Below are 12,230 nucleotides of genomic sequence, written 5' to 3'. Positions count from 1 at the left end.
GAAGGGCAAGGTTTCGCTGGCGATCTACATAGCTGGTGTGCTGCTCACCTTCGTCAACCAGTGGATTGGCGTCGCCCTCTATGTGGCGGTGGCGATAACCTGGTTCGTGCCGGACAGGCGCTTCGAGAGGCTTATCGAAAAGTAGACGACGCTACGTCCGCATGGCCTTCAGCTTTTCAGCCACTGACGCCGCGAGGTCGGCATAGCGTTCCTCCAGCCGCTCGGCCGCCTTGATGACGGGAAAGTCATGGTCGAATTTCTCCAGCGCCATGCGCAGCTTCTCGACGAAGTCGGCCTGCTTCTCCAAAGCCGAGAACAGTGTCTTGACCTGCGCCTCGCTGATGTCGGGATTGGCCAGCATCTTCGGCACCTCGCGGCCCATCTGGTCGCCGGTGGCGGTCTGCTCCTTCAGGATTTCGGCCCAGTCGGTCAATCGGCAGTCTCCTTCGATGGGGGCAGCATGCGCGGCGGCCGCCCATGCGGTCAACCCGCCAACGTCGAAGCGGACTTGCCTGAGCCTGATCCGGCGTTAAGTTCGGCGCAACCTCGAACAAGGACCCTGCCATGACCACCGACGCCGAATTCCAGTCCGCCCTCCCGGCCCTCGCCTCCGGCAACGTCGCCGTCATCACCGGCGCCGCCAGCGGCATCGGCCTTGCCGCCGCGAAGAGGTTTGCGGCCATGGGCATGAAGATCGTGCTGGCCGATATCGGCGGGGCGCGCCTCGACGAGGCAAGCCGGGCGGTCGCCGCGATCGGCGGCGACGTGCTTGCCGTCGCCACGGATGTTTCCGCGGCCGACGAAGTCGATCGGCTGGCGGAAACGGCGCAAGGCGCCTTCGGCGACGTGTCGCTGCTGATGAACAATGCCGGTGTCGGCAACAATCCCGGCAAACCGTGGGAAAACCGGGATGCCTGGAAGCGGCTTCTCGCCATCAATTTCTGGGGCGTCGTGCATGGCGTCGAGGCCTTCGCGCCGGCCATGCTGGCCTCGGGCAAAACCGGCCTGATCATCAACACCGGCTCCAAGCAGGGCATCACCACGCCGCCCGGCAATCTCGCCTATAACGTCTCCAAGGCCGGCGTGAAGACCTTCAGCGAGGGTCTTGCCCACGCTCTGCGCAACGAGCCCGGCGCAAGGGTCTCCGCCCACCTGCTCATCCCGGGCTTCACCTATACCGGCCTGACCGAAGGCGCGACCGAGAAGCCGGCCGGCGCCTGGACCGGCGAGCAGGTCATCGACTTCATGCTCGCCTCGCTCAAGCACGGCGATTTCTACATCCTTTGCCCCGACAATGAGGTGGCGCGGCCGACAGACGAAAAGCGCATGGCCTGGGCGATTGGCGACATCATCGAGAACCGCCCTGCCCTGTCGCGCTGGCACCCTGACCACAAGGACGCTTTCGCGGCCTTCATGAGCCGCTAGAGCAATTCCAGAAAGTTTTCCGTACGGAATTGCGTCAGAAACAAGAGATAGAGCGGTTCAGCGTTTCATTGAAATGATGAACCGCTTTGGCGGACCCGCTCAGGCGGCAGCCTTCTTCCTTGCACCATTCTTGCCCGCCACGGCCTTCTTGGCAGCCAGTTCGGCGATCTTGCGGTCATGCCGTTTCGCCGCTCGCTCGCACTTCGCGCGGATCTCCTCGACCTCCGATTCAGTCAGATGCTCGATGCCAATGAAGTGATTGTGGGCGCGGCCCACCCGGATCAGTTCGTCAAGTTTGGCTTGGATCGCCGCGCCGTCGCGGTTCTGGGTGTTCTGAATGAGGAACACCATCAGGAAGGTGGCGATGGTGGTGCCGGTGTTGATGACGAGCTGCCAGGTGTCGGAAAAGCCGAAGAACGGCCCGCTCAGCGCCCAGACGACCACGATCAGCACGCAGGCGGCGAAGGTCGGCGGCATACCGGCCACATGAGCCACCCAATTGGCAATCCTGGTGAAAAGTCTCTCGATCATCGGAATCTCTCGACTGTCGCGCGAACTCCGGAAGAAACAGCCAACGCACGCTCCCGGTTCCCGCTGAACCGATCGGGACCGTGCAATCCGGCACACGCGGAAAGCGCAGGGGCAGGAAAAAACACCTTATGGGTTTATTGCCATAGTGCCGGAGCAGGCAGGAAAAGCCTGTTCCTTCCGCTTCACGGCGGTTTACCTCCGACCCCTTCCGCTGCGCCACCCCCGCTTGGCGGAAGGGGTTTATTCCGCGGAAATTAGGGAGCGTCGTTTTCCCAGCGGTCGAGGAATGCCTCGATCGGCATTTGCTGCATGTCGGGAACAACCCCCGCCAGTTTCTCCGGCGGCCAGTCCCACCAGCCAAGCTGTTCGATCCGCGCCGCGATGTCGGCGGCGAAGCGCGGACGCAGCGGCCTGGCCGGCACGCCGGCGACGATCGTATAGGCCGGCACGTCATGCGTGACCACCGCGTTGGCGCCGACGACCGCGCCATTGCCGATGGCGACACCTGGCATGATCACCGCGCCATGGCCGATCCATACGTCGTGGCCGATGCTGACGGACCTTGCCTGCCGTCGCTCCCGGAAGGCCGCGTCGACGCCCAGCCAGCGGAAATACTCGTTCGGCCGGTAGCTGACCTTGTGCTGCGTCAACCGCTCGATCGGATGCTCCAGCGCATTGATGCGGCTGTTGGCGGCGATCGAGCAGAATTTGCCGATCGTCGTGTAGATCGCCTCGGCGTGGCGTTCGAAATAGGAAAAATCGCCGACCGTCACCTCGCGCAGGATCACTCGCTCGCCGATCGAGGCGTAGCGGCCGAGCTTGCAGGCCTTCAGTTCCGCGGTCGGATGGATGCGCGGCTCAGGGTCTTTCAGGACGAGGTTTTCGGCACGGTCCATGGGGCGGCTTTACCCCCACGCGATTGGTCCCGCAAGGCGGGAGCAATTGTCCCGCGCAATTGCTGCTGCAAAGCGGAAGCAATTGTCGCGCCGACAAACAGCCCCAGAGAGCCTGCCCCGCTTATTGGGGCTTGCCCTTGGTCCAGACCACGTTCTGGCCGTAGAGCGGGATCGTCGTGACCGACATCTTCGCCGACCCGTTCTGCACCTGGCGTGAATGCGAGAGATAGATCAGCGTCTCGTTCTTCTTGTCGTAGATGCGGTTCACCACCTGCTTCTTCCAGATCAGGCTGATGCCCTGCTTGAACACCTCCTCGCCGCTTTCGCCCATGTCGATGTCACCGATGGTGATCGGTCCGGTCTGGCGGCAGGAGATCGACGAATCGGACGGATCCTCGAACCAGTTGCCCTTGTGCAGGCGATCGATGACGCTGCGATCGAAATAGGCGACATGGCAGGTGACGCCCTCGACTTTCGGATCCTTGATCGCCTCGACCATGATGTCGTTGCCGACCCAGTCGACGCCGACCTTGCCGACCTTCTCGGCCGCCGCGGCGCCAGCGCCAAGAACGAGGCATGCGGCAAGCGCGCCGCCGATCAGTTTTCGCAAGGGAGCCTCCTCGGTTCGAGTTGCCGGTCTCAGGTGGGACTGAGGTGGCTTGTTTACAAGCTAGGCCTGGCGGAACCTCGACATCTGCCGCAGCACGTCGCTCCTGAGGACAAAGTGCTGGACCAGCGCGCCGGCGATATGCAGCAGCACGACATAGAGCAGGATGTTCGTGCCCACCACATGCACCAGCCCTGCCCCCGGCACCTGCAGGAACCAGGCGGCAGCGCCCGAAAGCGGCACGATGAAGATGAGCGCATAGATCAGCAGATGCGCCGCCTTGGCCAGCAGCCGCAGCGCCGGATGCTCCATGCCCGAGACCGGTGGCACACCGCGCGTTGCCCTCAGCCAAAGCCGCCACGTCGCGAGAACGAGCACCGCAAGGCCGAGCACGACATGCATGTAGGCCAGCGGCAGATCTCCGGCGGCGGCCTCCTGCCCGCGGCGAAAGGCACGCCAGACATGCTCCATGCCGTCATGGGCTAGGAACTGAACCAGGATCAGCACGGCGATGCCCCAATGCAGCCAGATCTGGGTCTTCGAATAGGAGGCTGCCTGCATGTCGGTCCATCGCTGAAATGTCTACCGCGAAGATAGATTGGGAGAAAAACCGGTCAAATTAAGGATTGGTAATATACCGCCAAGGGCCACTGCCGCATCGATCCGGTTGCGGCAACGCGGCATCTTTGCCTCGGCCGCCTCTACCCGCTAAGACTTGCTCGGACAAGGCGCCTGATTGGGCGCCCAATGAAATCACGACGGACATTTCCTGATGATGCGCTCAATCCTGGTCGGCATTCTCGTCCTGATGGCGGCAGGCATCGGCTGGCTCACCTTCGACTGGTACCGCGGCCACTATGGCGGTGAGCCCTACGGCGGGGCTTTCGCGCTGGTCGACCAGAAGGGCGCCCCGATCACCGAGGCCGCATTCAGGGGTCATCCGAGCGTCGTCTTCTTCGGCTTCACGCACTGCCCTGAGGTTTGCCCGACCACGCTCTTCGAGATGACCGGCTGGCTGAAGACGTTGGGCGACGAGGGCAAGAACCTCAATGCCTATTTTGTCACCGTCGACCCCGAGCGCGACACGCCCGAGGTTGTGAAAGCCTATGTCGGCAATTTCTCCGACCGCATCGTCGGCATCAGCGGCGACCCCGACAAGGTCCATGCCATGGCCAAGGCCTTCGGCATATACTGGAAGAAGGTCGACACCGGCGACGGCGACTACACGATGGACCACACCGCCTCTGTGCTCTTGCTCAATGGCAAGGGCGAGTTCTCCGGCACCATCGCCTATGGCGAAAGCGCCGACGCCGCCGTTGCCAAGCTGAAGCGCCTGGCGAACGAAGGCTGACACGATCCGATGGCGCAGACGCGGCTCCATTTCACCGCCGGCAAGATCGAGGCCGATCGCATCTTCGCCGCGCTCGATGCGGCCTTCGAGGATGAGGGCCTGCCGCTTGCCGTGTTGGAGGTCGACGAGGATCGCGACATCCACGAAGTCTCGCTCTATGCCGATGGCGACGTCGATGCGGTCGAGGCGCGGGTGAAGGACATTCTTGCCAGCCTGGCGCTGACGAAGCCGATCGAACGCGAAACGCTGCCCGAAATCGACTGGGTAGCGCGCTCGCTGGAGGGCTTGAAGCCGGTGCGCGCCGGCCGCTTTTTCGTCCATGGCGCGCATGACCGCGACAAGCGCCACAGCGGCGATCTCGCCATCGAGATCGAGGCTGGGCTTGCCTTCGGCACCGGCCATCACGGCACAACCGCCGGCTGCCTTGAAATGCTGGCGAAGGTCGTGCGGCGCGAGCGGCCGCGCAACGCCCTCGACCTCGGCACCGGCAGCGCCGTGCTGGCGATCGCGCTGGCGAGGCTGGCGCATATCCCGGTGCTGGCGACCGACATCGACCCGGTCGCGGTCAAGGTCGCCGCCGCCAATGCCCGCCTCAACCACGTCAAGGCGCTGGTCGAAACCGTGACCGCGCCGGGCTTCCACCACCCGATCTTCAGCAGGCACGCGCCGTTCGATCTGATCGTCGCCAACATATTGGCGCGGCCGCTGATGCGGCTGGCGCCGGAAATGGCGAAGCACATCAGGCTCGGCGGCTCGCTCGTGCTGTCCGGCATTCTCGATCGCCAGCGAGACGCCGTGGTCTCGGCCTATGTCGGCCAGAGCTTCCGCCACGTTCGCACCCTGCACCGCGAGGGCTGGGTGACGATCCATCTCAAGCGCTGAAATTGGACCAATCCGACCTTCCGGAAATCGATTCCGGTTTTCGGGGCCATGCGCTACGGTCGCGCCGAACAGAGGAGGCCCATCATGTTCCAGACCTTCGATTCGGCGGGCGATCCGTCTGTCGGCAAGCCGCGCGTGGCGCTGCTGCGGCAATGGTTGGCTGAGAACAAGCTCGATGGTTTCATTGTTCCCCGCGCGGACGAGCACCAGGGCGAGTATGTCGCCGACCGCTCGGCGCGGCTGAAATGGCTGACCGGCTTCAGCGGCTCGGCCGGTGTCGCCATCGTCCTTAGCGACCGCGCCTTCGTCTTCGTCGACGGGCGCTACACGCTGCAGGTGCGCAGCGAAGTCGATCTCGACATCTTCGCCATCGAGAGCCTCATCGACAACCCGCCTGCCGCCTGGATCAAGGACAATCTCGGCAAGGGTGCACGCTTGGGCTTCGACCCATGGCTGCACACGCTGAGCGAGGTCAAGGCGCTGAGGGCCTCGGCCGAGCAGTCCGGCGCGACGCTGGTGCCGCTCGACAAGAACCCGATCGACATCATCTGGAAGGATCAGCCCGAGCCGCCTGTAGCGCCCGTCGAAGTTCATCCGATCGGCTTCGCCGGCGAACTGGCCAAGGACAAGCTGGCGCGGCTGGGGGCGGCGATCGACAAGGACGGCGCGACGCATGCCGTGCTCACCGACCCGTCGTCGATAGCCTGGGTCTTCAACATCCGCGGCGGCGACGTGCCGCACACGCCGCTGGCGCTTGGTTTCGCGATCCTTGCCGCCGACGGCAAGCACCAGCTCTTCATGGACCAGCGCAAATTCCCGCGCATGGTTGCCGCCTATCTCACCCAGCTTGCCGATCCGCACGAGCCAGGCGAGTTCGAGGCGGCCGTTGTCGCGCTGGCCAAGGGCGGCGCCAGGATTGCGCTCGACCCCGTTTTGGCGGCTGAGAAGCTGAGGATTTTGGTCGAGGGCAACGGCGGTACGGTGGTCTCCGCGCCCGATCCAGCCCGCATTCCGCGCGCCACCAAGAACCAGGCCGAGATCAACGGCAGCCGCGCCGCGCACCGTCGCGACGGCGCGGCGGTGGCCAAGCTGCTTTGCTGGCTCGACCGGCAAAAGCCGGGCTCGCTCGACGAGATCGCCGTGGTCACCAGGCTCGAGGAGGTGCGCCGGCAGACCGGCGAGGAGACCCAGATGCCGCTGCGCGACGTCTCCTTCGACACTATTTCCGGCGCCGGCCCTAACGGCGCCATCATGCACTACCGTGTTTCCCGCGCCACTAGCCGCAAGCTTGCCGATGGCGAGTTGTTCCTGCTCGATTCCGGCGGCCAGTATCAGGACGGCACTACCGACATCACCCGCACCGTACCGATCGGTGAGCCGACGCAGGAGATGCGCGAGCGCTTCACCCTGGTGCTGAAGGGCATGATCGGCATTTCCATGCTGCGCTTTCCGGCCGGCACGCGCGGCTCGGAAATCGACGCCGTGGCGCGCCTGGCGCTATGGAGGCATGGTTGCGACTTCGCCCACGGCACCGGCCATGGCGTCGGCTCCTACCTTGCAGTCCATGAAGGCCCGCAGCGCATCGCCCGCACCGGCACCGAGAAGCTGCTCGCCGGCATGATGCTGTCCAACGAGCCCGGCTACTACAAGGAAGGCGCCTACGGCATCCGCATCGAGAACCTTGTGCTGGTCACGGCCTCCGAGCAGGTAGAAGGCGGCGACATCGCCATGCATGGCTTCGAGACGCTGACGCTGGCGCCGATCGACAAGCGCCTAGTTCGCACCGATCTGCTGACACGCGACGAACTGCATTGGCTCGACACCTATCACGCGCGGGTGCTGGCCGAGATCGGCCCTATGCTGGACGGCGAGACGCTGGCCTGGCTGGAGAAGGCGACCGCGCCGCTGCCACACGACGCCAAGATCTGAATCCAACAACTTGGAAGGTCAGCGCCCCTCATCCGCCTGCCGGCACCTTCTCCCCGTATAGGGACGGGGAGAAGGGGCTGACCGTGACGTCGGCGCTATCTTGCAACGTCAGCGATTGGCGAAACTGTCGATGAGGGCGTCTTTCTCCCCGTTACTATGCGGGGAGAAATGCCCGGCAGGGCTATGAGGGGCGGCACCGACGCGCACCAAAGAAGCACGAAATTGAACCGGCAGTCAGTTCGGACCAGAAACTTACCCTGCGAACTGCCTGGCCAGTATCAGCACAGCGGCACCGGCCAAAAACATCGACATCAACCCGCCGCGCAGCGACACGGCCGCGGCGACGATCAGCGCTGCCCATTCGGCGGGACCGGCGCCAAGCGCCGCCGGCGCGACCAGCGTGGTCAGCACCGCCGCCGGCACGGCGTTCAGCCCGGCCTCGACGCGCGGATGGACGTTGTCGAAGCGCGAGATGACCAGGTGGCCGCCGACGCGGGTGAGATAGGTGGCGACAGCACCGGCGATGATGATCCAGAAAGTGGTGCTCATGGCCGTTCCCCCACGCCGCTGTGATGCGGCGGCAGTATGACGGCGAGCAGCACGCCGGCGACGGCGCCGATGGAAACGTGCCAGGGCGAGCCTACCGTCTTGGAGGCGATGGTGGAGGCAACGGCGCTCGCCACGACCACAGGCAGCCACAGCGGCCGCTTGCGGAAGCCCATGACGAGGCCGAGGAAATAGATCGGCAGCAGGAAGTCGATGCCCAGCGCGTGCGTGTCGGGAATGAGCTTGCCGAACACCGCGCCAAGCGCGCTTTCGATCACCCAGAACACATAGACCGGCAGGCCGAGCCCGAGATACCAGGCAAAGCCGACGGTCTCGCCGGATTGCGCCCTCGCCTCCGACACGGCGTATTGCGGATCGGTCATGATGAAGAAGCCGAGCGCCTGCTGCACCACCGGCCAGTGCGCGATGCGCCGGCCGAGGCCGGCGGAATAGAGCACGTGGCGGAAATTCACGGCGAAGATCGACAGCACGATCAGCCACGGCGCGACATGCTGGCCGAACAGTTCGATACCGACCATCTGGCTGGCGCCGCCGAAGATCAGCGCGCTCATCAGGAAGGCCTCAAGGACCGAGAAACCATTGTCGACGGCAATTGCCCCGAACAGCAGCGCGAATGGCGCCGAAGCGACCACGACCGGCATCGAGAGCCGAACGCCGTCCCAGAAATCGCTCTTCGCACTGCTTTCGGAAATCGCTTCCGCCGACATGGATCGCTCCCTTTGACGGCCTGATGTAGGGAGCGTCGCCCTCCTTGTCACACCAATTCGCTTGAGCCGAACAATCAGCGGAAATGATCACCGGTGCACGCGAGCAAGGCTCCGCGCTATTGCGCCTTGCCCTGGATCGCCCTGCCCCAGTCGAGCAGCGGCTTGGCGCGCAAGGTGAAATCGACGAGCTCGTCGACCAGCGCCGGCGAGTGGATTCCGGCCGGATCGATTGCATGCTGGACGTAAAAGTGCCGGTTGCGGATGGCTTCGGCCAGGTCGCTGTCGGTGACATGCTCAAAGCCGCGCGGCGTGCGCTTCATGCGGTCCTCGGTCTCGAATTCGAGACCGTTTTTCTTCAACGCCGCCACCAGCGCGCGATACTTCTCCGGCCTTGCCGCGATGGCGTTGCGCATGGCGAGCAGCAGTTCTGGACTGGGCTGCCACCAGGCGACGCCGGAGAAGCACCGCTCGAGCCCGATATGCACGTAGAAAACGCCCTGCTCCATCTTGGTGCCATCAGGCGACAGGATCGCCGACAGATGCCGGTTGTAGGGCCGCTTGTCCTTGGAGAAGCGCACGTCGCGATTGATGCGGAACAGCGACTTCTTGCGGTCGCCGCGCAGTCCGAGCCCAGCCGCGGCGAAACGCTCGGTCAGCGTCTCGACAAGATCGCAGAACGGCTCGTGCAGTTCGCTCTCATAGAGGTCGCGGTTCTCCTGGAACCATTCCCGGTTCTGGTGGAAGTCGAGCGCCTTGAGGAACGGAATGGCCTTTTGGCCAAACCCCTTGAACGCGCCGGCCATCAGCCGCCCCTGCCGATCCGCTGCAGCCAGGTGTCCTCGTCGATCACCTCGATGCCGAGCGCAGTGGCATCCTTCAGCTTCGAGCCGGCGCCCGGGCCGGCCACGACGAGATCGGTCTTGGCGGAAACCGAGCCCGCGACCTTGGCGCCGAGACGTTCCGCCATCGCCTTTGCCTCGGAGCGCGTCATCTTCTCCAACGAGCCGGTGAACACGACCGTCTTGCCGGAGACTTCGCTGCCGGCCGAGATTTCCACAATGTACGGCTTCGGATGCACCTGCGCGAGCAGTGCCTCCAGCACGTCGTCGTTGCGTTCATTGCCGAAGAAATCGCGCAGCGCGCCGATCACCGTGTCGCCAATGCCGTTGATCGACGGGAAGACGTCGTGCGGATCGTCGGCCGCAGCGGTCTCCTTGCCGACACGGATCAGCTCTTCCATGGTCGAGAAGGTCCTGGCAAGCACGGCGGCCGTCGTCTCGCCGATATGGCGGATGCCGAGGGCGAAGATGAAGCGGTCCAGCTCCGGCTCGCGGCGCGCGTCGATCGCGGCGAACAGCTTGTCGAGGCCTTCATAGTTGCGCTCCTCGGCGCTGCGCACATTCTTGCGCGTCTTGCCCGATGCGGCCTCGCGCAGCCTCGCCTGCTCCTCGCGCCGCCCGGCCAGGGCCCTGGTGACGTCGGGGCGGCGGTCCTTGAGCGTGAAGATGTCGGCGGCGGTCTTGATCAGTCCGGCGTTGAAGAACAGGTCGATGTTTTCCGCGCCCAGCCCCTCGATATCCATGGCGCCGCGCGAGACGAAATGGCGCAATCCCTCAACGGCCTGCGCGGCGCAGATCAGCTCGCCGGTGCAGCGCCGGCGTGAATCCTCCTTGCCGGTCTTCTCGTTGATCTCGCGCGTCGCTGGCGAGCCGCAGATCGGGCAGGTATGCGGAAATTCGTAAGGCACGGCATCGGCCGGACGCTTGTCGATGACGACGCTGACGATCTGCGGAATGACGTCCCCTGCCCGCTGGATCACCACCGTATCGCCGATGCGGACATCGATACCGTCGCGGATCGGCAGGCCGTTGCTGTCCAGGCCCTTGATATAGTCCTCGTTGTGTAGCGTGACGTTCTCGACCACGACGCCCCCGACCGTAACGGGCGCCAACCGCGCCACGGGCGCAAGCGTGCCGGTGCGGCCGACCTGGATGTCGATCTTCTGCACGGTGGTCATCGCCTGCTCCGCCGGGAATTTGTGGGCGACGGCCCAGCGCGGCTCGCCGGTGACGAACCCCCACCGGCGCTGCAATTCCAGCTGGTCGACCTTGTAGACGACACCGTCGATGTCGTAGCCGAGCGACGAACGCTGCTCCTCGATCCGATGGTATTGCGCGATCAGCTCCTCGATCGACTTCGCCCGCACCATCAGCGGACTGACCTTGAACCCCCACTCGGCGAATTTCTGCACCGAATCATATTGGGTCGGAGCCGGGTCCGCCGTCGTGTACCCCCAGGCATAGGCGAAGAATTTGAGGTTGCGGCTAGCGGTGACCGACGGATCCTTCTGGCGCAGCGACCCGGCGGCCGTGTTGCGCGGATTGACGTAGTCCTGGCCGCCGGCAGCCGCTGAGCGTTCCTTCAGCGCCTCGAACTCCGCATAGGTCATGTAGACCTCGCCGCGTATCTCGATGCTGTCGGGCCAGCCCGACCCTCTCAGGGTCTTCGGGATATCCGCGATCGTCTTGAGATTGGCGGTGATGTCCTCGCCGACGGCGCCGTCGCCGCGCGTTGCACCCTGCACGAACACGCCGCGTTCGTAGCGCAGTGAGGCCGACAGCCCGTCGATTTTCGGCTCGGCGGTGAAGGCGATGTCCAGGTCCTTGTCGCGGTCGAAGAACCGCCGGCCGCGCTCGATGAAGTCGGCGACGTCCTCATCGGTATAGGCCTTGGCGAGGCTGAGCATCGGCACCGCATGGCGTATCTTGGCAAAGCCTTCCGCCGGCGGCGCGCCGACCCGACGCGACGGCGAATCTTCGCGCACCAAATCGGGGAAGCGATCTTCGATCGCGAGGTTGCGGCGCGCCAGCGCGTCATATTCGGCGTCCGAGATCGTCGGCGCATCTTCGGTGTGATAGCGCCGGTCATGCTCGGCGATCTCCGCCGCCAGCCGCTTCAGTTCGTGTGCGGCCTCGCTTTCGCTCAGCGAATCGACTGGTTTTTCCGACATGCTTGGCAGTCCCTGAGTTGTGCGCGCCACTATAAATCAGGATTCGCCGACCGGGAGTCGGCTTGCGAATAAATCATTCCTGAACAGCAGGATGCAGCCATATCCTGACTCAGATTCCAAGCACGGAGAATCAAGCACCCAGGATGTGTTGAGATTCAGGTCAGGCCGAGTCGAGAAGGGTGGCTTCCGAGAACCGGAGCGGAGCGTACTTTTGGGTACGCGAGCACCGGAAGCGCAGGAAGCCGCCGTTCGCAGGCCGGCCTCACCTGAATATCAACGCAGCCTAGGCTGCCGCCGTGGTCTCGCGCAGCAGACGCACCGCCGC

At 64.5% G+C, this 12,230-nt stretch carries 13 protein-coding genes; 4 read left to right on the top strand and 9 right to left on the bottom strand.

The annotated features are described in order from the left end of the window. Positions 1–151: 151 nt before the first annotated feature. Complete coding sequence (locus EN781_RS11205; protein WP_126053918.1) at positions 152–433, bottom strand: hypothetical protein; 282 nt, start codon at positions 431–433, stop codon at positions 152–154. 131 nt (positions 434–564) lie between these two features. On the opposite strand from EN781_RS11205, the gene EN781_RS11200 reads away from it, so the two are divergent. Further along, complete coding sequence (locus tag EN781_RS11200) at positions 565–1,425, top strand: SDR family NAD(P)-dependent oxidoreductase (RefSeq protein WP_126053917.1); 861 nt, start codon at positions 565–567, stop codon at positions 1,423–1,425. Positions 1,426–1,524: 99 nt separating this feature from the next. Here the strand turns inward: EN781_RS11200 and EN781_RS11195 are convergent, their stop codons facing one another. From EN781_RS11195 to EN781_RS11180, 4 genes are all read right to left on the bottom strand, one after another. After that, on the bottom strand, positions 1,525–1,956 hold the full coding sequence (locus tag EN781_RS11195) for a low affinity iron permease family protein (protein ID WP_189347475.1): 432 nt from the start codon (positions 1,954–1,956) through the stop codon (positions 1,525–1,527). A gap of 254 nt (positions 1,957–2,210) precedes the next feature. After that, the gene (locus EN781_RS11190) at positions 2,211–2,852 is read right to left on the bottom strand and encodes a DapH/DapD/GlmU-related protein (protein ID WP_127399977.1); all 642 of its coding nucleotides are present in this window, start codon (positions 2,850–2,852) and stop codon (positions 2,211–2,213) included. 121 nt (positions 2,853–2,973) lie between these two features. After that, the gene (locus tag EN781_RS11185; RefSeq protein ID WP_126053915.1) at positions 2,974–3,462 is read right to left on the bottom strand and encodes a CreA family protein; all 489 of its coding nucleotides are present in this window, start codon (positions 3,460–3,462) and stop codon (positions 2,974–2,976) included. Between the two features lie 60 nt (positions 3,463–3,522). Then, positions 3,523–4,020 carry a cytochrome b/b6 domain-containing protein gene (locus EN781_RS11180; protein ID WP_126053914.1) on the bottom strand — a complete coding sequence of 166 codons (498 nt, stop codon included), beginning with the start codon at positions 4,018–4,020 and terminating at the stop codon, positions 3,523–3,525. A gap of 211 nt (positions 4,021–4,231) precedes the next feature. Between EN781_RS11180 and EN781_RS11175 the strand changes: the two genes are divergently transcribed. From EN781_RS11175 to EN781_RS11165, 3 genes are all read left to right on the top strand, one after another. Then, complete coding sequence (locus EN781_RS11175) at positions 4,232–4,810, top strand: SCO family protein (RefSeq protein WP_126053913.1); 579 nt, start codon at positions 4,232–4,234, stop codon at positions 4,808–4,810. A 9-nt stretch (positions 4,811–4,819) separates the two neighbouring features. Beyond that, positions 4,820–5,692 carry a 50S ribosomal protein L11 methyltransferase gene (locus tag EN781_RS11170; protein ID WP_126053912.1) on the top strand — a complete coding sequence of 291 codons (873 nt, stop codon included), beginning with the start codon at positions 4,820–4,822 and terminating at the stop codon, positions 5,690–5,692. A gap of 84 nt (positions 5,693–5,776) precedes the next feature. Further along, positions 5,777–7,621, top strand: a complete 1,845-nt coding sequence (locus EN781_RS11165) for an aminopeptidase P family protein (protein WP_126053911.1) — start codon at positions 5,777–5,779, stop codon at positions 7,619–7,621. Between the two features lie 252 nt (positions 7,622–7,873). On the opposite strand, the gene EN781_RS11155 is transcribed toward EN781_RS11165, so the two are convergent. The 4 genes from EN781_RS11155 to ligA form a co-directional block, all read right to left on the bottom strand. Beyond that, positions 7,874–8,170: an AzlD family protein gene (locus EN781_RS11155; protein ID WP_126053910.1), complete on the bottom strand. Its 297-nt coding sequence runs from the start codon at positions 8,168–8,170 to the stop codon at positions 7,874–7,876. Then, complete coding sequence (locus EN781_RS11150) at positions 8,167–8,895, bottom strand: AzlC family ABC transporter permease (protein WP_126053909.1); 729 nt, start codon at positions 8,893–8,895, stop codon at positions 8,167–8,169. Before EN781_RS11150 ends, EN781_RS11155 begins: the two co-directional genes overlap by 4 nt. Before the next feature lie 116 nt (positions 8,896–9,011). Next, the gene (locus EN781_RS11145; RefSeq protein WP_126053908.1) at positions 9,012–9,698 is read right to left on the bottom strand and encodes a TIGR02453 family protein; all 687 of its coding nucleotides are present in this window, start codon (positions 9,696–9,698) and stop codon (positions 9,012–9,014) included. Further along, positions 9,698–11,905, bottom strand: a complete 2,208-nt coding sequence (ligA, locus tag EN781_RS11140; RefSeq protein WP_126053907.1) for an NAD-dependent DNA ligase LigA — start codon at positions 11,903–11,905, stop codon at positions 9,698–9,700. Before ligA ends, EN781_RS11145 begins: the two co-directional genes overlap by 1 nt. Positions 11,906–12,230 lie beyond the last annotated feature (325 nt).

It is taken from the genome of Mesorhizobium sp. M4A.F.Ca.ET.090.04.2.1 (assembly GCF_003999085.1).
In the GTDB taxonomy this organism is placed as follows: Bacteria; Pseudomonadota; Alphaproteobacteria; order Rhizobiales; family Rhizobiaceae; genus Mesorhizobium.
The sequence above is the reverse complement of the archived record's forward strand: the minus strand, read 5'-3'. Positions and strand labels throughout refer to the sequence as shown.